Source organism: Plantactinospora sp. CNZ320 (genome assembly GCF_002846275.1).
The window spans coordinates 2,617,346-2,640,341 of the sequence record NZ_PJMP01000001.1 but is presented as its reverse complement, the minus strand read 5'-3'; the positions used below and the strand labels follow the sequence as shown (position 1 = coordinate 2,640,341).

Below are 22,996 nucleotides of genomic sequence, written 5' to 3'. Positions count from 1 at the left end.
GGTTAGTGTTCCGGTGACTACGCGTACCGGCGGTTGGGGGCAGGTTGGGACTCGCAGCCACATTCGGACGGGCGGTGGCCGCCCACCGGCAGGCCCGGGCGCATCTGGACGCGGCCCGGCACGGCCTGGCCCGGTTCCAGCCGCCGCCCGACACCGGCGAGAGCGCCGACATCGTGGCCCGGCTCTACCGGGTCGGCGAGGCGATAAGCGCCGAACCCGAGCCGGCCCGGTTCTTCGCCGGCCCGTTGCCGATGCGGCTCGGCGTGGCGAGCACGGTGGACGGTAGCTTTCCGGCCGTCGTACCGCTCAGCGGCGGCACCCACCTGGCGATCGACACCGACGCCCGGGACGGCCGGGTCGCCGCGCTGCTGCGTACCCTGGTGGTCCGGCTGCTCGCCGCCGCGCCCGCCGGCTCGGTGCGGGTGTCCGCCCTGGACAGCGCCGCGCTCGGCGCCACCTTCCTGCCGCTGCGGGTGCTGGTCGAGGCCGGGGCGGTGCCGCCGCCGGCCACCACCGAGGCGGAGATCACCGCAGCGCTCGACGCCGCCGAACGGCACGCCCGGGCCGCCCAGCAGGCCGCCACCTCCGGTACCCCGGAACTGCTGCTCCTGGTCGCCGCCTCGCTGCCGCAGGGCCGGGAACTCGACCGGCTCGCCGCGCTCACCCACGCCGGGCCGACCGCCGGGGTCTGCGTGATCGCCGCCGGATATCCGTCCCGGACGGTCGGGGTCGCCCCGCCGCCGCTGGGCGGCACCACGCACGTCCGTCTCGATCCACAGGGGTACGCCTGGATCGGCGACCCGCCCGGCCACCCGTTCAGCTCGGACGGCTCCGGACTGGCCGCCCCGGTACGCCTGGACGGCGAACCGCCGGCCGGCGCGGTCGCGGCGCTGGCCGACCGGCTCGGCGAGGTCTACCGGCGCGAGTCGAGTTTCGAGTTCACCGACCTGCTGCCGGCCCGCCCCTGGGCCGAGTCGTCCGGCAACGGGCTGCGCGCGGTGGTCGGCCGCGCCGGCCGGGAGCCGGTGATCTGCGCCTTCGACGACCAGACCCCACACTGGCTGGTCGGCGGCCGGACCGGTGCCGGCAAGACCGTCTTCCTGCTCGACGTCCTCTATGGACTCGCCGCCCGCTACTCCCCGGACGAGCTGTCGCTCTATCTGCTCGACTTCAAGGAGGGCGTCAGCTTCACCGAGTTCGTGCCGACCGACCGGGACCCGTCGTGGATCCCGCACGCCAGGGCGGTCGGCATCGAGTCCGACCGGGAGTACGGCGTCGCCGTGCTGCGCGAGCTGCGCCGTGAGCTGAACCGGCGGGCCTCGGCGCTCAAGCGGCACGGCGTGACCAAGCTGGCCGACCTGGTCCGGGACGCCGGCCGGCCGGTGCCGAGGATCGTGGCGGTGATCGACGAGTTCCACGTGCTCTTCGCCGGCAACGACGCGGTGGCGAGGGAGGCGGTGGCGCTGCTGGAGGAGTTGGCCCGCAAGGGCCGTTCCTACGGCATCCACCTGGTGCTGGCCAGCCAGAGCATGTCCGGGATCGAGGCGCTCTACGGAAAGACGGACTCGATCTTCGGGCAGTTCCCGCTCCGGGTGGCGCTGCCCGGCGGCGGGGGAGTGCTGGATGCCCTCAACGACGCCGCCGGGGCACTGCCGATCGGCTCGGCGATCGTCAACCCGTCCGCCGGGCTGACCGCCGCCAACACGGTCGTCCAGTTCCCGGACGCGCACGCCAGCGCCGCCGAGGTGGCCCGGCTGCGGCACGAGCTGTGGCAGGCCCGCAGGCCGGGTTCGCGGCCACCGGCGGTCTTCAAGGGGTACGAGTCGGCGCACGTCGAGGACGATCCGACGTACCGGGGACTGGTCCCGGGCGGCCGGCGGCCGTTGGCACTCGTCGGCCGTACCGTCGACGTGGACCTGACCTCGGCGATGTTCGCCCTGGACGCCACACCCGGCCGGCACCTGGCGGTGGTCGGCACCTCGCCGGTCGGCGCCAGTGTGCTGCACGCCGCCACGGTCAGCCTGGCCCGGCAGCACGCCCCGGGCAGCGCCCGGTTCCTGGTCGCCCCGATGGTCGCGGTCGCCGACGAGATCGCCGAGGAGACGATCGCCGAGCTGACCGGCGTCGGGCACCCCGTCGACCGGCTCGACGCCGCCGGGCTCCGTGACGAGCTGCGCACACTCGCCGCCCAGCCGGCCGACGGGCCGCCGCCGACCCGGACCTTCCTGATCGGGTACGGCATGGACGGCGCCAGCGGCATCCTCAGTGTCCGGGACGAACACTTCAAGTCCGGGCTGGACGACCTCCAGGCGGTGCTCCGGCAGGGCCCGGCGTACGGGGTGCACCTGCTCGGCTGGTGGCGCGGGCTGCGCCGGCTCTCCGACGACATCGGCGGGTCGAGCAACCGCGACGACGTCGCCTGCCTGGTGGCGTTGAACGTCCCCGGCGGGGAGCTGGGGATGTATCTCGGGGTCAACGATCTCGCCTACACCCCGAGGTCGAACCGGGCGCTGCTCGTCGACCGCCACGACCAGCGGGTACGCCTGATCGTGCCGTTCGTGCGGGCCGGTCACGAGCACGACGACGAGGAGGGGAGCTGAGGTGGCGAGCTTCGCGGAGTACGCGGCTCTGGCCCGGCACCTGCACGAGTTGCGCCGCAGCGGCGAGCGGACCGCCGCCCAGCTCGCCGAGGCGCGCGGGACGACCGGTGCCGCCGTCGACCGGCTCGACCAGCGGCTCGCGGTGCAGCAGCAGCGGTTGACCGCGCTCGGCCAGATGATCGGCAAGTCGGTGCCGCCGGCCGCCCCGCAGCCCGGCCCGCCCCTGCCGCCTCCTCCGCCATCGGCCGGATATCCACCGCCGGCCGGATATCCGCCGCCCGGGGCAGCCGGCCAGCCCACCGTGCCGGCCCAGTACGCCGGACCGGACCAGGAGCAGCCGGGGCCGCCCGGTCAGCCCGGTCAGCAGGGGCACGTCTACCGGCCGACCGGGTTCGGCAACCCCGCCCCGGCCGGGGAGCAGCCGGGCGGAACCGAGCCGGTGGGCGGCACGACGTACCCGGAACTGCCGGCCGGTCCGGCGCGGCGCGCGCTGCCGGCGACCCCGGCCGCCGCCTCGGCCCCGGGGGCGGTGCCCGGCCCGCGACTGCCCGCCGACGCGGCGCCGGCCGGTGTCGGCCCGGTCTCCGGTGCCGGCGCGGTGACCGGCGCTCCGCCGGCCCAGCCGATCGATCCGGTACGCGAGCTGGAGCTGGCCCGGCAGGCGGCCGACGGCGCCGACGTGATGATCGTGCAGACCGAGACGATGGCCCAGCAGGCGCCACTCCTCCCGGGGATGTCACAGCTGGCCCGCGCGACGACGGTCTATCTGATCTGTGCCGGTGTGCTCACGGTCGTCATCTGGGTGCTGCTCTCCGTCGCCGAGGTGCAGCAGAACAAGGGCTTCGACACCGGTACCCTCGCGGTCTTCTCGTGGAGCTGCGCCGGGCTGCCGACGATGGCCTTCTTCCTCGGCTATCTCGTGCTCAGCATCTGGGGCAAGCCGAGGATGATCGTCGGCCGTCCCGCCCGGTACGCCCGGCTCGGCTTCGGCATCTGCTTCCTCGCCGCCCCGGTCGCCTTCCTCGGCTACTACCTGGCCTGAGGCGTAGCGGTTGGCGCCGAAGTCCGAGTTGAAGTTCTCTGGTGGCGTTCACCGACATCCTGGACAGGGTCAGCCCGGATACCTGCCGTCGGGGGACAGCGCGCAGGATGACACGACGAGCAGCGCCACCGCCTCCGGAGGTTGGGTACTGGTCAGGGTGAGGGTGAAACCTGCAGCCGGGTCTCGGCCGGCCATGCTCACCTTCACTCCGTCAGACAGCTCCCGATATTCGGTTATCTCGACACCCTTCGCCTGCCACTCGGTCCGGAGTCGCTGGAACGTGGCTCGCTGCTGACCGGACGGCAGCGGAATTTGCCAACTCCCCGACACCTGGTAGCTGCCGTCGTCGGCGAGGTCTCCGCCCCGATCACCGCACGGCACGGGACCAAGCCGCGTTGGGGTCGGCAACGTCGTGAAGGTGGCCAGCACGTCAGCCGCGTACTGACTGGTCCTGGATTCCAGGAGTGGTCGTGCCACCCGTGTCGGGCTCGACTGGTTACCGTCTCTCACGTTGTCTCCGCATCCTGTCGCGGCGATGACGACCGCCAGCGCCGCCATCGTGCGCAGTGCCGGATCGACTCGTACCTCGGTAGCCATCGACACCCCTCCCCGGATCGGAGGGTAGCAGGGTGGGTACATCAGGTGATTCTGCCGAGCGGCAGGCGAGTTGCGGTCATCGTCGGCGTGGCAGTGCGGTGAGGGCGGTGAGCATCACCAGCGCTGTGATGGCGAGCGCCACCGGATAGCCGGTACCGGCAGCGACGAGACCGAATCCGACCGCGCCGAGGCCGATCCCGGCGTCGTAGGCGAGGTTCCAGACCGCGCTCACCGTCCCGTAGCCGGCCGGTGACACCTGCCGCATCATGCCGGTCAGGCTGGCGCTCTGCGCGACCCCGAAGCCCGTGCCGAACAGCAGCATCCCGGCGACGAACGCGACGGGGTGTCCGGTCACGACGAGGATCGCGATGCCCGACACGGAGAGGATCACCCCGTAGCCGAGCAGCGGGGTGCCCGGATGCCTGTCGACGTGCCGGCCGGCCCACCAGCGGGCCAGCGGCGCGGTGACCGCCTGGGCGAGCAGGCCGAGCGCGATCAGGTTCGCCGACGCGTCGGTCAGCACTGACGGCAGGAACGTGACGACGACGCCGGACGCGAGGGCCACCCCGGCGAAGACCACGGCGGGTCGGGTCAGCGCCGGGTCACGCAGCCCCGCCACCATCCCGAGCGCCTGCTCCGGCTCGGCAGGCCGGCCGGGCAACCCGGTCGCGGCGGCGAGCCCGGCCAGCGCGACCAGTGCGCCGATGACGAAGACGCTGGGATAGCCGACCCGGTCGACCAGCCACACCCCGGCCGGCAGACCGATGATGCCGGGAACCCCGACGACGACCCCGAACAGGCCGAGCACCTCGCCGCGCCGCCCGGCCGGTGCCAGCTCCGCGGCGAGCGCGCCGCCGACGACGACCGCGACGGCGAACCCGAGGCCCCGGACGAAACAGACGAGCAGGATCGCCGGTACGCCGGTGGCGACCAGCAGCAGCAGCGACGGTGCGCCGAGCAGCAGCAGACCGGCGAAGAGCACGCTGCGCTGCCCGAACCGGGCGGCCAGCCGGGGAATGGTCAACTCGGCCAGCACTGTGGAGAGCATCAGCGTCCCGGTGGTCAGGCCGGCACCGACATCACCCGCACCGACCGAGGTGGCGTAGAGCGGCACGACGGTCAGCAGGAGGTAGAAACTCGTCATGGCGCCGAAGCTGGCCACGAAGACCAGCAGCAGCGATCTGGTCACCAGTGGGGGCCGACCGTCCGTGCCAGGGGCCGGGACAGCGTCCACGGTGGGGGGCGTACCGCTCATGGTCCCGACCCTAGGATCGGCGACCGGCCCACCTTAAGGTCCAATTCCGTGGTGGCGTAATGGGCCGGTTCGGTCCGGAACCCCTCCGGCCGCCGGCCTGCCCGGTGGAAACGCACGGGTCGGGCATGCGTACTGCACGGTCCGGACGTGACGCGACGAGGGTGAGAACTGCCGCCCGCCGACGGCAGCCTGTTGAGCATGAACGACGTTGCGATCGAAGTAGACGGGCTGCGCCGCAGCTACGGGGAGTTCGAGGCGGTGCGCGGCATCTTCCTGCGGATCCGCCGGGGCGAACTGTTCGCACTGCTGGGCACCAACGGTGCCGGGAAGACCACCACCATCGAGGTCCTGGAAGGGCTGCAACCGGCCACCGCCGGCCGGGTCCGGGTGCTCGGGCTGGACCCCGTCCGGGACCGCAACTCGGTGCGCCCCCGGATGGGGGTGATGCTCCAGCACGGCGGATTCACCGGGGCGCTCACCGTCCGGGAGACGGTGGAGATCTGGCGGTCCCTCACCGTCCGGCCGCAGAGCACGGCGGAGGTGCTGGAACTGGTCGACCTCGGCGACCGGATGAACGTCGCGGTCGAGCAGCTCTCCGGCGGCGAGGGCCGGCGGCTGGAGCTGGCGCTCGCCGTACTCGGCCGGCCGGAGGTGCTCTTCCTCGACGAGCCCACCACCGGGATGGACCCGGCGTCCCGCCGCCGCACCTGGGACGTCGTACGGGAACTCCAGAGGGGCGGCACCACAATCCTGCTCACCACGCACTACCTGGAGGAGGCGGAGGTGCTCGCCGACCGGGTGGCGATCATGCGCGGGGGAAGCATCGTCGCCACCGGAGCGCCGGAGGACGTCGTGCGGACCCTGCCCGCCCGGATCAGCTTCCGGCCGCCGGGCACGGACACGCTGCCCAATCTGCCGCACGCCGCCTGCCTGGTCGAGGAGGACCGGGTCACCTACGAGTCACGCCAGCTCCAGACCGACCTCACCCGGCTGCTCGAATGGGCCAACGCGGGCAACATCCGGCTGGCCTCCCTCTCGGCCCGACCCGCCACTCTGGAGGATGTCTTCCTGGACATCGCCGCCGACCACGACCCGACAGCCACCGCTGCCCAGTACGCCTCGACCGACCAGCACGCGCAGCCGGAGGCCGCCCGATGAACGGGACGATGACCACGCCGAGCCCGAGCACCACCGCCACCTCGGACGACCGCGCGACCAGGCCGTTCTGGCAGCTGGTCGCGATGCTCAGAATGGAGCTGCTGGCGCTACGCAGAAGCTGGACCTCCACCGCGATGTCCGTGGTGACCCCGCTGATGATCGCCCTGCTGCTGGTCAGCGAGTACCGCGGCCAGACGGTGCCCGGCGTGCGCCGGGTCGTCAGCGTCACCACCCTGGTCATGGTCTTCCTGGTGCACCACCACCTGACGACCGTGTACGCCGCACGCCGCCAGGAACTGGTGCTCAAACGGCTGCGCGCCGGCCTCGCCTCGGACCGGACGATCCTGTTCGGCACGGCCAGCAGCACCGTAGCGATCTTCCTCGCCCAGTTCGTCGTGCTGGCCGGCTACGCGGTGCTGGCCCTCGACCTGCCGATGCCGAGGAATCCGCTGGTCATGCTTGTGGCACTGCTGTTCGGCTGCGCGATCATGGCAGCGTTCTCGGCCGCGCTCTCCGCGATCACCCGCAGCTCCGAGGCGGCGATGCTCACCACCCTGCCGACCGTGGTGATCTTCCTGGCCACCCCGGGCGCGCTGCTGCCGCTCGGCGCGTTGCCCGAGTGGCTGGAGCGGGTGCTCTGGTTCCTGCCCAACGGCCCGTTCACCGAGGTCATGCGCGTCGGTTGGCTCGGCCGTACCGACGAGGGCCAGACCCTGAGCTTCGCCGGCACCCTCGTCGAGACGCTGCCCTCCTTCGGGGTGCTGCTGGTCTGGCTGCTGGTGTCACTGCTCATGGCGGGCCGGTACTTCCGGTGGGAGCCCCGGCACGGCTGATCGCGTCACCCCGCCCGTTGGGGACGTGCACATGGAACGGCGCAGGTCGGGCGGAAGCCTCGGCCTGCGCCGCGCCTGTGCCGTTGAGGCGCGTCCTGCCCGCCGGCAGGGATGGTGCTTCTGATCGCGGGCGGCGAGCGGTCTGCGGTTGACCAGTGCCCTGTCTTCGACGGTTGGTCGTGCTACCCGGTGCTTCCGGGTCCGGGCATCTCTGAGCCGGCCGTCTGACGCCGGGTCGGGTGCGGCGTTGGGGTATTCGCCGGAGACTGTCGAGCTGCCCCGCTTGTGCGCCCACCCACCCGGGCTGCTCCCGCCTACCGGGCTGCTTCCGGCGGCCCGAACCCCGGTCCCGCCCGCCGGCCGACCCGTATCCCGGTCCCGCCCGGCCGGTCGACCCCAAACCGCAGCACGCCGTCGGCAACCCCGACTTCCGTGCCCCGCCTGTGCACCCAGCTCGACAGTCTCCGCACTGACCACGCCCCCGCCCCGCCGCCGGTCACTCATGCGGGTTGCCGACTGTCCGCTCAACTCGGCACCGGCGCCCCCGGGCAGGACCCGGAAGTTCTTGAGCTTGTACCCCTTGGAAATCCACTCGTCGCGGAGCTGTTCCAGGACCACGGCATGGCGCTCGACGGGGAGCGTCACGTGGCTGAACCCGGAGACGTGGAAAACGGCGTCGGCGGGGCTCAAGAGCCGCTGCGCTCCATCACGCGTCGGCCGGCACACGGGACCGGGCCCGGACCGTGTTGCTCGCCCAGATCGGTCTGGCATCGCTGACCCGATAGAGCACCAGGTTCCCGTCGTGTTGCACGATCAGCCTGGCGGGACCGTTGCCGCCCGTGCCGGTCGACCAGGCGACGCTGCCGTCGGCCCGCAGGAGTACGAGGTTGCCGTCGGGCTGGTTTACCAGCGCCACGCCGTCCCGAGTACCGGTGGCCCAGTAGGCCGGGCCGTACTGCTGGTACAGCACGAGGTTGCCGTCGTCCTGCAACCAGAGCTGGTAGCGGTGCGGATAGCCGGCCACCACGTCGGAGAGCATGCTGGCCCACCGGCGCATGGTCTGGCCACTTTCCAGTACGGGCCGCCACTGCTCGCTCAGTGCCGCACGCAGATCCGGGAACAGGATGTTCTTCTCGGTGAAGTTCCGGTCCACCACACCGAAGTTGCACTCCGGATCGGTGCTGCTGATGCAGGCGTCCCGGTAGGAGAACAGGAACAGCGGGCCGGTGTAGCTCAGCGACCGCCACAGGTACACGCCCTGGACCATGTGGTCGCGGATCGTGGTCCGGGGGATCACGGTGGTACCCGCCGTCGGGTAGCCCCACTCGGTACCCCAGATCTTCTTGGCGCCGTCCCCCCACTTGACCATGATCGAGCGCAGGTACGCGAGTTCGCCACAGGCCGGGGACTCGCCGGGCGGCCCGAACTGGTTCCACCACCGGGTCCGGCACTCCGGTCGGGCCGGGCCGAAGCCGGCGCTCCACGCCGGGTACGGATGGTGCGCCACGGCGTCGAAGTAGCCGCCGTAGCCGTTGGCGTACGCCCAGTCCAGCCAGGCACCGGACTCCCTCGGGTTACTGGTCTCGGTGGCCGGGGTGCCGTTGCCGGACGCACCAGCCAGCACCACGCACGACCCGCACACCGCGTGGATCCGCTGATAGGCGAGCTTGACCAGCTGCCAGTAGCGCAGCCGGGCGTCGCCGTCGTAGTTGCCGTACCCGGGATGGGACGCGGTGGCGGCGTTGTTCGGCTCGTTCCACACCTCGTACGCGAAGACCCGGCCGGCGTACCGCTGGACGGTCCGGTCGACGATCGTGGTCCAGTCGGCGTCGTCCGTCGGGAACCACTTGTCGTCGGCGTGCCCACCGTTCGCCCACGGCGGCGCGTACGCGAGCACCACCAGGACCCGGATGCCCCGGGCGGTGGCGGCGTCGACCAGGGTGTCGAGCCTGTCCCAGCGCAACGCGCAGGTCCGGCACTCCTGCACGTACCACCAGTTCAGGTCGACCCGGACCATCGGCGACCTGCCGGGCAGGTAGGCCACCATCCCGTCGAGCCGGCGGGCGAGGTCACCGTCGACCAGCCCGTGTCCCTCCGCGAAGCCGACGTCCGCCGACGTGTACGCCACGCCTGCCGCCCGTCCGTCCGCTGCGGGAGGCACAGCGGAAGCCGGTCCGGCGACGGAGACCGGTCCGGCGGCGACGGGCGCGGTCGGTGCCAGTATCGCCGCCGACACCAGGCAGGCCAGGAACAAACGGTACCCGGACATGATCGCCGATGATGGACGGACGAGGCTGCGGCGCAACGGCATGCCGACTTCCTACCACTGCCAGCCCGGCTCGCGCCGCCCCGCCGGTACAACCCGCCACCGGTGGACCATCTCGTTCGTGGTCCTAGGTGGATGGTGACCCGCTGCCCCGGCCGGTCAGTCGGGTAGCTCGGTCAGCCCGGGTACTTCCCGGCGAGCGGACGCAGGGCGACGTCACGATCAGGGCGATCCAGACCCGGTCACCGGAGGTCGTCCAGGAAAACTGGAAACCGCTGCTACCAGGGCGGAAACCGCCACAGCTACGGCACGCACCCTCATCGCGGGGACTGCCTGTGCTCAGGGGTCACCTGTTCGTTGTTCGGCGCGCCCTCTGGTGCATCGTCTGTGGCGTCGCCTTCCGCGTCAGCGAGGAAGCGGTCGAGTTCGGCACGCGACAGGCCCTCGTCTTCGAGTAGGCAGACGAGCAGCAGGGTCTGCGCGGTGTGCGTCTTCGCCTGCATCGGATCGGGGGTGGGATCGCCGGCCAGGGTCGCCCAGAGCAGCGACTCGGCGAGTCTCGGGTCCAGGTCGTAACCGGTGTGGTCATAGCGCTCCCGCACGCTCGCCACGAACCGGATCACCGGGGCGCGATCCTGCCCATCCGGCCGGAACCGCCTGCCGACAGCGAGCCGGAACGCGGTGTCGACCAGCAGGCCGTACCGCCGCCAGTCCGGCTCGTCGAACCGGTCGATCCGATGCTGGTAGTCGCGCGGCCGGCCGGTGACAAGGTCGCGGAGTGGGGCGGCGTAGCGGCTCACCACTGGAGACTCCGTGGTTGGCCGGGGCGTTGTCCACGTATCCAGGCAAGCAGGCCACGCCAGCCGGCCAACGGGTGCACACCCAGCAGTACCGCCCCGGCTGTCCGTGCCCCGGCCGCGATCGTCCCGGCGCTGGTGGTGGGAGGCGTCGGCCGGCTCGCCCGCTGGGCTGGGGGCGGGCACGACGGCTGGGCGGTGCCGGTGAGCGCTGCGGCGTACCGGTCAATCGCTCTGGCTCCGATCGCCAGCCGGGCGGTGACGAGGTCGAGTCGGGCGGCGGCGGCCCGCCACCTGTCGGCGGCCACCCGGGCCGGGGCGTCGGTGCTGGTCCGGCGCAGCCGGTCCTCGGCGGCGGCGATTTGTCGCCGGACCCGGCCGGCGACCTCGGCGGCCCGCTCGGCATCGGCGCGGGCTGCCGCCAACCCGTCCGACAGCTCCTGGGCACTCGCCGGGACAGTGCCGGGCAACCGGCGGGCCTCGGCAACGCCGGAGTAGACCAGGCTGAGCGCGGCCCAGGCGTCGGTGAGCGCGTCGCCCCAGCGGGCCAGCCCGGCGGCCGGCAGCGGATGGTCCACTTCGGAGAGTTGCCGATCGGCCCGGTCGAGCGCGGACTGGACGGCCAGGCAGGCGGCGCGCAGCTCGTCGGCGGGCAGCGCGGCGCTCATGTCGCCGGTAAACGTCGGAAGTTGGCGGCGACCCTGGTCACGATGGCCGCCGCTGGCGCCGTAGTGGTGCGGCCGCTGGTTGACCGCCCGTTGGGTGTGGTGGGCCAGGGTCCGCCGGGCGGCGAGCAGCGTCGGGCAGGGGCCGGGCCGACCACACCCGAGACAGACTCCGGTGTACGCGCAGACGGCGTGCCCGAGCACCGCCCGCCGCGCCTCGTCCATCCGGGTACGCGCGAAGGTCGCGTACGCCGACTGGGAGAGGGCGGTCACGAGAAGGCTCCCAGGCGCGGGGTGGGATCCATTGCTGCCTCCCGTTTGGGTGGGGATAGCGCGCGGGTGTGTGGCCAGGTGGGGGCACCCGGCCGACCGGGAGAGTGGGCCGGCCGGGCTCTGTGCGGGACGACCGGCCCCAAGGGTGCTGACCAGGGAGCCGCTCGCCATGCAGCTTACATATCCGCACATGCAAAGCAAGACCATAACTAGCTATTACTTGTCATGTAAGGAGCAGTCGTGATCAGATGGAGGTGCTGACCAGGGAGTGCACATGCCTGTCAAACCGAAGTGGGAGCGGCTCGCGGATCACCTCCGATCGCAGATCAAATCGGGTGAACTCGCACCAGGTGACAAGCTGCCGTCCACGGCCGAGCTGTGTAGAGCGCACGGCGTCTCCGCGATCGTCGTACGACAGGCGATCTTCAAGCTGAGGACGGAGGGGCTCATCGAGGGAGTCCAAGGTGTCGGGGTTTTTGTTGCTGGGTCCTAGATCTTGGAGTTTGTGAGGAAGTCGTGCTTCCACATCATGAGGCCACGACGACCCGCGACGGAGACAAGGTGACAGCCCGAACCGCCATTGCCAGCACGGGGGCGACAAACCGATCGGCACGTTGCACAGGATCGAACGTGATGGAGTCCATCTTCGGGAAGAGGTGGCTGCGATGACCGGCAAGACCTTCCGAGTGGTTGTCACTCATGAGCCCTGTGCGTGGATCGCTGACATCGTCGATCTAGAAGGCGGCCATACCTACGCCCGTAATCTGCCAGGCCTGGATGAGTCTGTACGCGAGGTCATTACCATGATCGAGGATCTACCCAGTGGGGCCGAAGCTGATCTGAAGATCGACTACGAGTTCCGGACGGACGATCAACACTGGCTACGACTTCATCGGCGCGTCAGTGCGCGGTGCCGTACGCCCGGAGGAAGGCCTTGACCCCTGCGGCCGTGATCCGGTCGGTCTCCTCCGTCGGCAGCGGGATGACGCCCCAGTAGGAACGGTTCACGATCTCCGTCGAGACCAGGGCCATGAAGTGGGCGACGGCCCGGGCCGGATCATCGTGCACGTCGAGCAGGCCGTGGTCGGCGAGCGCGGCGATGACCACGCTGAACTCGCGGCTCACCGCCCGGGGGCCGGCCTCCTGCCAGGTGTCCAGGACCTCGGCCGGGACGTGCCCGGCCTCTGCGTGGATGTGCCGGACCAGCGAGAAGTGTTCCCGGAAGTCCGTCATCAGGGCGACCCAGGCCCGTGCCAGGGCCAGCAGGTCCCGTTCGAGATCCTCGGGCCGTGGTGGGCGCTGCGGATCCAGGTACCTCCGCAGCCGGGCGAGTTGCTCGTCCCGGACCTCTCCCGCACTCCGCTGGATCACCGTGCGGAACAGTTCTGCCTTTCCGCCGGGAAAGTGGTTGTAGAGCGTACGGGTGGAGGCGCCCGCCTCGGCGGCGATCGTGTCGATGCTGGCTCGGGTGTAACCGTCCCGCCCGAAGACCTCGCACGCGGCGTGCGCGATCGCTGCCGCCTTGTCCCCCCGCCCCCGTCGTGGCCGGACCGCTCCCGTGCCGCCCTCGGAGTCTCTGCTGGTCATCGTCGCCTCTCAACCCGGGTGCTGGCCATCACATTACAACGGTGGTTGTAGAAACTACAACGACCGTTGTAGGTTATCGCATGCTCGTAGCGAAGCAGCGACCAACCGGGGGCCAGCCATGTCCGCAACAACCCATGCCATCGACCCAGCAACGGCCGAAGACGCCGCGCTACGGGTCGCCGTGATCGTAGGCAGCGTTCGGGGTGGCCGCGTCGGCCCGTCCGTCGCCAACTGGTTCACCCGCCGGGCCGGCCGGCGTACCGACATCAGGCTCGACGTCATCGACGTCGCCGACCTGGACCTCCCGGTGGCCATGCCCGGCTGGGACGGGCTGCCCGCGCCCGCACCAGCAATCCAGGTCGCGCTCGCCGGGGTCAGTTCCCGGCTGGCCGCCGCAGAGGCATTCGTCGTCGTCACCCCCGAGTACAACCACAGTTTCCCGGCCGCCCTGAAGAACCTCATCGACTGGCACTACGAGGAATGGCGGACCAAACCAATCGGCTTCGTCTCGTACGGCGGGCTGGGCGGCGGCCTCCGGGCGGTCGAGCAACTCCGGCAGGTCTTCGCCGAGCTGCACGCCATGACGGTGCGTGACTCCGTCAGCCTGCATGGACCCTGGTCGGGGCTCGGCGAGGACGGGCTGCCGCTCGACGAGGCGGTGTGCGACGGGGCTGCCGAGGGCATGCTCGACCAGTTGGTGTGGTGGGGCCGCGCACTGCGCGCCGCTCGCGCCGAACGTCCCTACGGCAAGTGACGGCCGTGCACGGCACCGCCAGCGTTCCCGGACAGCACGGCACCACCGAGAAGGGTCCCTCGGCCAGGGCCACCGACCCCACCACCGGCCGGGCCACCGGGAACTCCCAGGGATTGGCCAGGGTGCTCACCGTCGTCGTGATCAGTTCGATCATGGCGGTACTGGACGTCACGATCATCAACGTCGCCCTGCATCCGTTGGCCGTCGAGTTCGACGCGTCGGTCGCCGCCGTCCAGTGGATCGCCACCGGCTACACGCTCGCCCTCGCCGCCGTGATCCCGACTGCCGCCTGGGCCATGTCACGCTTCGGTGCGAAGCGCACCTACCTGACCGCCATCGCGCTGTTCACCGCCGGTTCCGGGCTGGCCGCGCTGGCCTGGAACATCGAGACACTTGTGTTGTTCCGGGTCTTGCAGGGGCTCGGCGGCGGCCTGTTGATGCCGGTTGGGATGGCGATGGTCGTCCGCGCCGCCGACCGGGACCGGTTGGGCAGGGCGATGGCCCTGCTCGGCATTCCGGTGCTGATCGGCCCGGTGACCGGGCCGATCCTGGGCGGCTGGTTGATCGACACCGTGTCCTGGCACTGGATCTTCCTGGTCAACCTGCCGATCGGCTCGCTGGCGTTGGTGCTCGCCGCCCGGCTGCTGCGGCGCGACGAACCGCAGCCGGCGCGCCGACTGGACCTGCTGGGCCTGCTGACTCTCTCTCCGGGACTGGCCCTGCTCATCTACGGGCTGGCCACCGGCGGCGAGCGTGGCGACCTCACCGCGCCGCAGGCGCTGCTACCCACCGTCGCCGGACTGCTGCTGACCATCGGGTTCGTCGTCCGTGCCCTGACCACCCAGGCTCCCCTGTTACGCCTGCGCCTGCTGCGCAACCGGACCTTCGCGGCCGGGTTCACCGCCCTGGTGCTCTTTCCGGCCGGCTACTTCGGCTCCATGCTGCTGGCCCCGATGTACTACCAGACGACGCGAGGGCTCGGTGCGACCGAGTCGGGCCTGCTGGGCATCCCCCTGGCCGTCGCCGTCGGCCTCTCGATGCAGATCGCCACCCGCCGGGTCGACCGGGTCTCCCCGCGACTGATGATCCTCTCCGGGGTCGTGACCGCCGCGTCCGGTCTGTCGCTGTTCGCCGGCCAGATCGGGCCGGCGACGCCGTACTGGCGGTTGGTGGTGGCGCTGCTGGTGATGGGGGTGGGCGTCGGCATGGTGTTGATGCCCTTGAACGCGACGGCGACCCGAGGGCTGGCCGCCGAGGATGTCCCCTCCGGCAGCACGCTGCTGAACATCGGCTCCCAGCTGGGCATCTCGATCGGGATCGCGCTGCTGTCGGTGGTGCTGGCGTCGAACACGGCGCGCACCGGGGACGGGATGCGGCCGGCGGCGGCGTTCCAGCACACCTACTGGTGGGCGCTGGCGCTGCTGGCCCTGGCGGCGCTGCCGGTGGCGCTGCTGCCGGGACGACGGGTGGGTGGACCGCCGGTGCCGGCCCCGACGGCCGGGGCGACGCGCGCCCCATGACCGCCAGACCCGACCTGAACAGAGAAGGAAACCCATTCATGTACGCGGTGAGACTGCACGAGTTCGGACCTGCCGGAAACCTACGGTACGAGCAGGTCGACGCACCGGTACCCGGAAACGGAGAGGTCCGCCTCGAAGTCCGGGCCAGTGGCGTCCACTTCATCGAGACCACCCTGCGTACCGGGCGTGGGGTCGGCCCTCATCCCGCCCCGGCGTTGCCGGTCGTGCTGGGTGGTGAGGTCGCCGGGGTGGTGAGCGCGCTCGGCCCGGACGTCGACGACAGCTGGCTGGGGCGCCCGGTGGTGGGCACGCTCGCGTCCTACGGTGGTTACGCCGAGCAGGCGGTGGTTGCGATCGACGCCCTGCACGAGCTGCCCGAGCAGTTGAGCGCGGAGGCCGCCGTGGCGATGGTCAGCACGGGTGCCACCACGCTCGGGCTGCTCGACGTCGCGCAGGCCGGCCCCGGTGACGTCGCACTGGTCACCTCCGCAGCCGGTGGCGTCGGTGCCCTGCTCGTGCAGGCCCTACGTCGGCAGGGCGTCGTCGTGGTCGGCGTGGCCGGTGGACCGGACAAGGTCAGGCGGGTCACCTCGTTGGGGGCCGACATCGCCGTCGACTATCGCGACCAGCGCTGGCCGGACGCGGTACGGGCAGACCTTGGCGCCGGCCGGCAGGTGGATGTCGTCTTCGACGGTGTCGGCGGAACCGCTGGCCGCCAAGCCTTCGACCTGCTCGGCCCCGGCGGGAGGTTCGTGCTGCACGGCTGGGCCTCGGGCACCCCGACCCAACTCAGCACCGCCGACATCATCGCGCGGGCCGGCACCGTCAGCTGGGCGCTCGGGCCACAGTTGCTGCGCAGGGCCGGCACCATGCACGAGTTGCAGGCCCGCGCCATCCGGGCGGCCGCGGACGGGGTACTCGAACCTCTGGTCACCCGGTATCCGCTCAGCCGCGCCGGGGACGCGCATGCCGACCTGGAGAATCGGCGCGCGACCGGCAAGGTCGTCCTCGTTCCATAGTGGTGCGGTCCGGGCCCGTCTCGGGGCCGAGCGATGATCGCGACCGGGCCGCCACCCGGCACCGGAAGGGTGGAAGGGCGGCGGCCGGTCGCCGCCCCTCCACCCGCGATCAACGTGTGTCTCCGTGGCGCTGCTCCGAGTCGTGGCAGCGCCTACGTGAGTACGTCGCGGACACGCTCCCGTTCTGGGAGGAAGGCGCGGCGGAGCGCCTCCTCGTCCTCGTCCGGCAGGTTTTCGACGTTGCCGTAGTCGAACGGCGGTGCGGGGTCGTACTCCAGGAACGCCTGCCCCATCCCAGCAGCCCGCTCACCCCACAGACGTGCGGCCACCACCAGCGCGGCGTCCATGCCGGCGGAGATCCCGGCGCTGGTGACGATCCTGCCGTCCACGACCCAGCGTTGCCGCTTGAACCGTGCACCGCACAGTGGCAGCTCCTCGGCGAACGCCCAGTACGTCGTCGCCGCACGGCCGCGCAGGATGCCGGCAGCGGCCATCAGCAGCACCCCGGTGCAGATCCCGAAGGTGATCCGGGTCTGCGGATGCACGGCGCGGATGTAGTCCAGGAGGCGGCGGTCCTGCATCAGGGTGCTGGGCATCGCGGGGCCGGGCACCACGAGCACATCCGGGTTGCGGAGTGTGTCGAAGGTGGCGGTCGGCAGGAACTGCAACCCGGCGCCCCCGGAGATCGGGTCCAGGTCGGGGCCGACGAAGTGCAGCCGTGCCGGTCGCGCGCCCGTGCGGATGGTGGAGCCGAGTACGCCCAGCGGGCCGATCAGGTCGAGCGGCACCAACCCGTCGAAGACCATGAACGCGATGTCGAGGATGTCGTCGTCACCCTTGGTGGCCGGTTGCGCTGGCCGGGCTGCGGCTGGTTGGGCGTTTCCCAGGGTGAGACCGGTCGCCGCCAGCGCGGCACCGAGCGTCAGAATCTGTCGCCGGTTCGGGTTTTCGGGCATGGTGCTACCTCGCTCCTATCTCGGGTGAACTTCGGTGACGGGTGCTCTCTGGGGGACGAGGCGGTCAGTCGACCGGCGATCCCCAGCCGAGCGGTCGCCGGCCGGGGCCTGCCTGGGAATGCTGGCGATATTCGGTCGGGGAGGTTCCCAGGACACCGTGGAAGGCCCGCCGCATCGTCTCGACACTGCGGAAGCCGCACTGCTTGGCGATCACCTCGACCGGGTCGTCGCCGGCTTGCAGGAGCTGCCGGGCCGCCTCGACCCGGATCTGCTGGACGTACTGTCCGGGGCTGGTGCCGAGTACCTGGGTGAACAGTCGCGACAGGTGGCGCGGGCTCACGGCGGCGCGGGCTGCCATCGCGCCGAGCGAGTGGTCCGCCTCCGGCTGCGCGGCGACCGCGTCGAGCACCAGCCGCAGCACCGGTTGGCGTGAGTGCCTGGTCCGGCCGCGCACGGACAGCTGTGACTGCCCTGCCGGCCGTTGCAGGAAGACCACCAGCCAGTGGGCGACCTGGCGGGCGAGCGCGGGGCCGCGGTCCTCCTCGACCAACGCCAGCGCGAGGTCGATGCCGGCGGTGACGCCCGCGGCGGTGAACACCCGACCGTCGCGTACGAAGATGCCGTCACACTCGACGGTCACCGCCGGATACCGCTCGGCCAGCTCCCGGCAGTAGGCCCAGTGGGTTGTCGCGCGCCTGCCGTCGAGCAGCCCCGCCTCGGCCAGTACGAACGCGCCGATGCACACCGAGGCCACGACCGCGCAGTGCTCGTGCATCCGTCGCACCGCGTGGGCGAGCTGTCCGGGCGCACCGCCTTCCGGCGAGGAGTCGCCGCCGGCCACAAGCAGGATGTGCACCGGATCGGAGAGCGTCTCCACGGCGACGTTCGCGCCGAGCTGGACACCCTCGCGGGTGTCGATGGGCCGCCCTCCGGGTGATGCGAGCCGCACCCGGTAGTTGGCACCGAGCTTCGCGGCCAGGGCGAAGACCTGCATCGGTCCGGCGACGTCCAACAGCACCGCTCCATCTGCTGCCGCGATGACCACGTCCCGCTGGCCGTCATCGCGGGCGGATGAAATGCTCATGCCGCGAGTATTGAGTTCCGCCTTCGTGCCGGCAACGACCGTCAACCCACAGATCTGGCCATGACCGTCGGGAACTCGATGCCCACACCGGACGACGGGGGTTGACTTCAAGCCTGGTCGAGGTGTTGGACTCGGGCCATGATTTCCAACGGACTGCGGGTCGTCGTCACAGGTGCGGGCCGGGGCACCGGCCGTACCCTGGCACTGGCGTTCGCCGAGCGCGGCGCGCACGTCGCCGTCTCGGCCCGGGATCCGGCGGCGGCCGGCCACACCGCGGACCTGATCGCCCGGCAGGGTGCCGGCACCGCCGAGGCATTCCGCTGCGACCTGGCCGACCCCGATTCGGTACGCGACTTCGCGGCGGCGCTGGCCGACCGGACCGACCGGATCGACGTCCTGATCAACAACGGTGCAGGCTTTCTGCCCGGGGTGGAACTCGACGACGCCTCCGACGAGGCGATCGTGGACACCATCGCCGGAGCCGCGACCGGTACGGTGCTGCTCAGCCGGCACCTGCTGCCGCTGCTGCGCGCCTCGGACCGGCCGGACATCGTCAACCTCGTCTCCGCCTCCGCCGAGGTCGGCAACCACCGCCTGGCGGCACATCCGGCGTACTACGCAGCCAAGCACGCCCAGGCCGGGTTCGCCGGCATCCTGTCGCACCGGCTGCGCGCCGAGGGAATCCGGGTGATCTCGCTCTATCCGCCGGACTTCGTGCAGGAGGGGCCGCGTGGACCGGGCGACCCGCTCACCGCCCGGTCGATCGTGGAGTGCGTGCTCTTCGCGGTCGGGCAGCCCCGGGACTGTTTCATCCGGGAGTTCCACTTCGAGTTCGTCGGAGAGTCCGACGCCGAGCCGGCGGGGCCGTGACAGCCTGGGAGCTGGCCTCAGGGAGCGCTCGGGCCGGCGGGCGGGTCCGGTGCGTAGAACCGGGTGGTGTTGGCGACCATCGTCGCCACCTCGTCCGGGTGCTCGCCACCGGCCACCGAGGCCGCACCCCAGGAGTTGCTGCTCAGCGTCATGAACTCGCGTGCCTCCTGGGACTCGCCCCAGGCGATGGGGTCGGTGATGGCCCCGCCGCCGAGGTAGAGGCCGAGGCCGAGCAGGGCGAGATCCCAACCGACGCCGACCGCGCCGGGGCCGAACTCTGTCCACCGCTGCGGCTCGACCACCGCGACGTGTTCGAGTTCGAGTACGGCCTGCTCGGCGCCGTCGCCGGGGGAGAGCCGTACCTCGACCTCGCTGAACCCGTCCTCGGCCGGCTCGCCGAAGACCCAGGTCAGCCTGACCAGCCGGGGCGGCTCGCAGCGGATGATCTCGCCACCGGCGTTGCCCTCGACCTGGTACCGGCCGCCGAGCTTGAAATCCCCGGTGACCGGCGCGAACCATCGGGGCAGCCGTTCGGGGTTGGTGACCGCGTCCCAGAGGTCGTCCAGCGAGGTGTGGTAGGTCCTGCGTAGCAACACGGTTCGCGCCTCGCCGACAGGTGTCGCGGCGCGACCGACCGTCCGATGGGTCGCGTTGATCTCGTCGACGATGTCCACGTTCACTCCCTCTGACCGGCCTTCATTTTCGGAACGGGTGGGAGTATATCAGGCACAGCTTATATAAGCGCAACTTTGTGCAGCGTCGGCGTGGCCGGGCCGCCGCGTACGCCGCCAACGCCGGTGACGACGCTGGTGACGACGCCGGTGCCAACGCTGGCTGCGCCCGACCTACCGCACCCCGACCACGAACTCGGCGGACCGGTCGACGCCCTGATGGCTGACGGTGGCGGTGACGGTGGCAACCCCGGTCGCCACGGCCCGGATCCCACCCGACCCGTCGACCGCCACCACCTCCGGGCGGTTGCTGCGGTACCGCACCGTCGCGCCGGCCGGCAGCGGCGTGCTGGCACCCTCGGTGCGGTAGCCGTACCGGGTGTCGTCGGTCATCGCGACAGTCAGCCTCGGGGAGATCGCGGTGCAGGGGGAGACCAGCGTCGGCGCGGTCGCGGTGACCACCGACAACGCCGGGCGCAACGCACCCGCGACGTTCACCACCGCCCGCAACCGGCGATCGGCGTCCACACTGGAGTGACCGACCTGGAACGCGTACGCACCCGGGTCGACGACGTACCGGCCGGTGCGCTCGTCGAAGAAGGCGAGGTCGGCGACGGACACCCGGAACTCCACCCGCCGGGTCCGCCCCGGGCGCAGCGGGACCTTCTCGAAGCCGGCCAGTCGCCTGGTCGGACGTTCCAGGGCGGCGGGTGCACCAGGGGTGGAGACGTAGAGCTGCACCACCTCGGCCCCCGGCACCCGGCCGGTGTTGGTGACCTGCACCCCGACCCGGACGGTGCCGTTCGCGTCCACCGTCCGGCGGTCCACCCGCAGCCCCGAGTACCCGAACCCGGTGTAGCCGAGGCCGTGGCCGAACGGGTACGACAGCTCGCCGTCGAAGTACATGTACGTCCGCCCGGGCCGCCCGTTGCCGCCCCGGATCGCGTAGTCGTCGATCGGCGGGAGCTGCCCGGCGTCCCGGTACCAGGTGAACGGCAGGTGCCCGCTCGGGTTGCGCGTCCCGAGCAGTACGTCGGCGAGCGCCTCGCCCTTGCGCTGCCCGTTGTGGGAACTCCACAGGATCGCCGGTACGGCAGCCTCGAAACCGGCCACCTCCACCTGACCGACCGTCTCCAGATAGACGATCGTGTTCGGGTTGCGGGCCGCCACCTGGCTGATCAGGGACGCCTGTGCCCCCGGCAGCGCCAGTGTGGACCGGTCGGCGTCCTCCCGGGAGTGCCGCTCGTCGGTACCGGCGTACACGATCACCGCGTCGTAGCCGGCGACGGCCGCCACCGAGGCCGGGTCCACCTCGGCCAGGCTGCCCGGGGTGACCCCGGGCAGGTGGTCGACGACGGCGCCCGGGTTGATCCGCTGGATCGCCGCCCGGATTCCCTGGTAGCCGTTCACCTCGTTGGCCTGGCCGGCGCTGGCCTGGGTGCTGGAGTAGCCGCCGAGGTACATCGTCGGCGGGTTGGCGTAGTGGCCGAGCACCGCCACCCGGTACGGCCCGGACGCCGGTACCCGCAGCGGCAGCAGCGCGCTCCGGCCCGCACCGGCCCGATCGCCGCCCTTCCGATCGCCGCCGGCCCGGGTCTTCGGTGCCTGGTTCTTCAGCAGCACGATGCTCTCGGCGGCGACCTCGCGGGCCATCGCCAGCCGGGCCGGGGTCTGGGTGACCGCGCGGTTGGCGTTCGAGCTGGTCCAGGTCCCCGCTGCGACCCGGGACCTGGCGGCGGTCACCCAGGGTACGTCCTCCGGCCGGTCGAACTCGCCGAGCCGGATCCGGGTGGTCAGCAGCCGGACCAGCGAGGCGTCGACGTGCTGCTCGGTGTAGCGCCCGTACGCGGTGTCGATGCCCCGGGCGATCGCCTCCGGGATGGTGTTGGCGTAGCTCCACTCGTCGTGGTGGCCCCGCTGGCAGTTCAGGTCCTCGCCTGCCGCGTTGGCCCAGGCGTGCCGCTCGACGTGGTCGAGCGGGGCCGGGTGCCCCGGTGGCTGCCAGCGGTGGCCGTGCTGGATCTGCCGGATCGAGTCGCAGTCCGAGGTGAAGAAGCCGTCGAACCGGAAGGTCTGCCGGGCCAGTTCGTCGAGCAGATAGCCACTGGCCGAGGTCGGTACCCCGTTGACCCGGTTGTACGAGGTCATGATGGACGCCGGTGAGCTGCGCTCGACCACCTCCCGGAACTGCGCGGTGTAGTACTCGCGCAGCGTCCGGTCGTCCATGTTCGCGGTGCCGTCCAGCCGGTCGAACTCGCTGTTGTTGGCGGCGTAGTGCTTGAGCGTGGTGCTGGTCTTCAGGTATCCGCCGCTTTCCGGCAGCATCCGGCCGGTCCGGTCCTTGCCCTCCATCCCGTTCACGAACTGCGCGGCGAGAGCGGCGGTGAGCAGCGGGTCCTCGCTGAACGCCTCGTCGTTGCGGCCCCAGCGCGGATCCCGGGCCAGGTTGACGGTCGGGGTGTAGAAGTTCAGGTTCAGCCGGTTGTCCCGGACCACCTCCCGGGCCTCGTCGGAGATCAGGGTCGCCTCCCGGCGTACCAGCTCGGGGTTCCAGGTGGCGCCGAGTGAGAGGTCGACCGGGTAGGAGGTGGTGTTGACCAGGATCGGTGGGTTGGCGTCGTCCAGGGTGCCCTCCCGGGCGACCCCGTGCCCGGCCTCGTTCCACCAGCCGTAGGCGGCGATGCCGAGCCGGGGCAGCGCCGCCGATCGGCTGCTGACCATCTGCGCCGCCTTCTCGGCCAGCGTCATCCGGGAGACCAGGTCGACCGCCCGTTCCCGGGGCGAGTAGGACCGGTCCAGGTAGATGGCGCGACCGTCGCCGCTGGTCCCGGTGGGGACCGCCGCCTCCGGTTCCGGCCCACATCCGCTGCCGCTGAGCAGTACGACGGTGACCACCGCCGCCCAGGCGTGTGCCCGCATCCCGCCATCCCTTCACCGGTCCCGTGGACCCGGGGCGAAGGTAGGTCGGATAGCGATGAGCGTCAAGGTAAGCGCATATCGTGGTCCGCTCGACCGGCCCTGCCGCCGTACATTGCGGACGGACGAGGCA

20 protein-coding genes are annotated in these 22,996 nt (G+C 71.5%); 10 read left to right on the top strand and 10 right to left on the bottom strand.

Annotation, left to right across the window (positions count from 1 at the left end; translation table 11 throughout):
* The first annotated feature begins 74 nt into the window (after positions 1-74).
* Together CLT71_RS11525 and CLT71_RS37925 are read left to right on the top strand one after the other, a co-directional pair.
* Complete coding sequence (locus tag CLT71_RS11525; RefSeq protein WP_486483209.1) at positions 75-2,600, top strand: FtsK/SpoIIIE domain-containing protein; 2,526 nt, start codon at positions 75-77, stop codon at positions 2,598-2,600.
* Between the two features lies 1 nt (position 2,601).
* Positions 2,602-3,642, top strand: coding sequence for a hypothetical protein (locus tag CLT71_RS37925; protein WP_486483208.1), 1,041 nt, complete (start codon positions 2,602-2,604; stop codon positions 3,640-3,642).
* A gap of 69 nt (positions 3,643-3,711) precedes the next feature.
* Here CLT71_RS37925 and CLT71_RS11510 read toward each other — a convergent pair whose 3' ends face one another.
* Together CLT71_RS11510 and CLT71_RS11505 are read right to left on the bottom strand one after the other, a co-directional pair.
* A complete protein-coding gene (locus CLT71_RS11510; RefSeq protein WP_143743439.1) occupies positions 3,712-4,239 on the bottom strand; it encodes a hypothetical protein in 528 nt (175 codons plus the stop codon).
* A 76-nt stretch (positions 4,240-4,315) separates the two neighbouring features.
* Positions 4,316-5,428: an MFS transporter gene (locus tag CLT71_RS11505; RefSeq protein WP_486483207.1), complete on the bottom strand. Its 1,113-nt coding sequence runs from the start codon at positions 5,426-5,428 to the stop codon at positions 4,316-4,318.
* 264 nt (positions 5,429-5,692) lie between these two features.
* On the opposite strand from CLT71_RS11505, the gene CLT71_RS11500 reads away from it, so the two are divergent.
* Together CLT71_RS11500 and CLT71_RS11495 are read left to right on the top strand one after the other, a co-directional pair.
* The gene (locus CLT71_RS11500; RefSeq protein ID WP_101367090.1) at positions 5,693-6,652 is read left to right on the top strand and encodes an ABC transporter ATP-binding protein; all 960 of its coding nucleotides are present in this window, start codon (positions 5,693-5,695) and stop codon (positions 6,650-6,652) included.
* The gene (locus tag CLT71_RS11495) at positions 6,649-7,485 is read left to right on the top strand and encodes an ABC transporter permease (protein ID WP_199187577.1); all 837 of its coding nucleotides are present in this window, start codon (positions 6,649-6,651) and stop codon (positions 7,483-7,485) included. The genes CLT71_RS11500 and CLT71_RS11495 overlap by 4 nt, the downstream gene beginning before the upstream one ends.
* Before the next feature lie 706 nt (positions 7,486-8,191).
* On the opposite strand, the gene CLT71_RS11490 is transcribed toward CLT71_RS11495, so the two are convergent.
* From CLT71_RS11490 to CLT71_RS11480, 3 genes are all read right to left on the bottom strand, one after another.
* Positions 8,192-9,754 carry a hypothetical protein gene (locus CLT71_RS11490; protein ID WP_101367089.1) on the bottom strand — a complete coding sequence of 521 codons (1,563 nt, stop codon included), beginning with the start codon at positions 9,752-9,754 and terminating at the stop codon, positions 8,192-8,194.
* 314 nt (positions 9,755-10,068) lie between these two features.
* Positions 10,069-10,551 carry a hypothetical protein gene (locus CLT71_RS11485; RefSeq protein ID WP_143743438.1) on the bottom strand — a complete coding sequence of 161 codons (483 nt, stop codon included), beginning with the start codon at positions 10,549-10,551 and terminating at the stop codon, positions 10,069-10,071.
* The gene (locus tag CLT71_RS11480) at positions 10,548-11,486 is read right to left on the bottom strand and encodes a hypothetical protein (protein WP_101367087.1); all 939 of its coding nucleotides are present in this window, start codon (positions 11,484-11,486) and stop codon (positions 10,548-10,550) included. The genes CLT71_RS11485 and CLT71_RS11480 overlap by 4 nt, the downstream gene beginning before the upstream one ends.
* A 274-nt stretch (positions 11,487-11,760) precedes the next feature.
* Between CLT71_RS11480 and CLT71_RS11475 the strand changes: the two genes are divergently transcribed.
* Together CLT71_RS11475 and CLT71_RS36445 are read left to right on the top strand one after the other, a co-directional pair.
* Entirely contained in the window at positions 11,761-11,979 is a 219-nt protein-coding gene (locus CLT71_RS11475) for a winged helix-turn-helix domain-containing protein (protein ID WP_101371360.1), read from the top strand.
* Between the two features lie 172 nt (positions 11,980-12,151).
* Positions 12,152-12,424, top strand: coding sequence for a hypothetical protein (locus tag CLT71_RS36445; protein WP_143743437.1), 273 nt, complete (start codon positions 12,152-12,154; stop codon positions 12,422-12,424).
* On the opposite strand, the gene CLT71_RS11470 is transcribed toward CLT71_RS36445, so the two are convergent.
* Entirely contained in the window at positions 12,387-13,073 is a 687-nt protein-coding gene (locus CLT71_RS11470; RefSeq protein WP_101367086.1) for a TetR/AcrR family transcriptional regulator, read from the bottom strand. The genes CLT71_RS36445 and CLT71_RS11470 overlap by 38 nt on opposite strands.
* A 118-nt stretch (positions 13,074-13,191) precedes the next feature.
* On the opposite strand from CLT71_RS11470, the gene CLT71_RS11465 reads away from it, so the two are divergent.
* From CLT71_RS11465 to CLT71_RS11455, 3 genes are read left to right on the top strand one after another with little or no spacing between them, the layout of a single operon-like run.
* A complete protein-coding gene (locus CLT71_RS11465; RefSeq protein WP_101367085.1) occupies positions 13,192-13,827 on the top strand; it encodes an NAD(P)H-dependent oxidoreductase in 636 nt (211 codons plus the stop codon).
* Positions 13,824-15,347 carry a DHA2 family efflux MFS transporter permease subunit gene (locus tag CLT71_RS11460; RefSeq protein WP_199187576.1) on the top strand — a complete coding sequence of 508 codons (1,524 nt, stop codon included), beginning with the start codon at positions 13,824-13,826 and terminating at the stop codon, positions 15,345-15,347. The genes CLT71_RS11465 and CLT71_RS11460 overlap by 4 nt, the downstream gene beginning before the upstream one ends.
* Before the next feature lie 38 nt (positions 15,348-15,385).
* Entirely contained in the window at positions 15,386-16,366 is a 981-nt protein-coding gene (locus CLT71_RS11455) for a zinc-binding dehydrogenase (protein ID WP_101367084.1), read from the top strand.
* A gap of 152 nt (positions 16,367-16,518) precedes the next feature.
* On the opposite strand, the gene CLT71_RS11450 is transcribed toward CLT71_RS11455, so the two are convergent.
* A complete protein-coding gene (locus CLT71_RS11450) occupies positions 16,519-17,322 on the bottom strand; it encodes a DJ-1/PfpI family protein (RefSeq protein ID WP_101367083.1) in 804 nt (267 codons plus the stop codon).
* A gap of 64 nt (positions 17,323-17,386) precedes the next feature.
* A complete protein-coding gene (locus CLT71_RS11445) occupies positions 17,387-18,406 on the bottom strand; it encodes a GlxA family transcriptional regulator (protein WP_486483206.1) in 1,020 nt (339 codons plus the stop codon).
* A 138-nt stretch (positions 18,407-18,544) separates the two neighbouring features.
* Between CLT71_RS11445 and CLT71_RS11440 the strand changes: the two genes are divergently transcribed.
* Entirely contained in the window at positions 18,545-19,276 is a 732-nt protein-coding gene (locus CLT71_RS11440) for an SDR family oxidoreductase (RefSeq protein ID WP_101367081.1), read from the top strand.
* 17 nt (positions 19,277-19,293) lie between these two features.
* On the opposite strand, the gene CLT71_RS11435 is transcribed toward CLT71_RS11440, so the two are convergent.
* Together CLT71_RS11435 and CLT71_RS11430 are read right to left on the bottom strand one after the other, a co-directional pair.
* A complete protein-coding gene (locus CLT71_RS11435) occupies positions 19,294-19,950 on the bottom strand; it encodes an SRPBCC family protein (protein WP_101371358.1) in 657 nt (218 codons plus the stop codon).
* 171 nt (positions 19,951-20,121) lie between these two features.
* Positions 20,122-22,866 carry a glycoside hydrolase family 3 C-terminal domain-containing protein gene (locus CLT71_RS11430; protein ID WP_101367080.1) on the bottom strand — a complete coding sequence of 915 codons (2,745 nt, stop codon included), beginning with the start codon at positions 22,864-22,866 and terminating at the stop codon, positions 20,122-20,124.
* Positions 22,867-22,996: the final 130 nt, after the last annotated feature.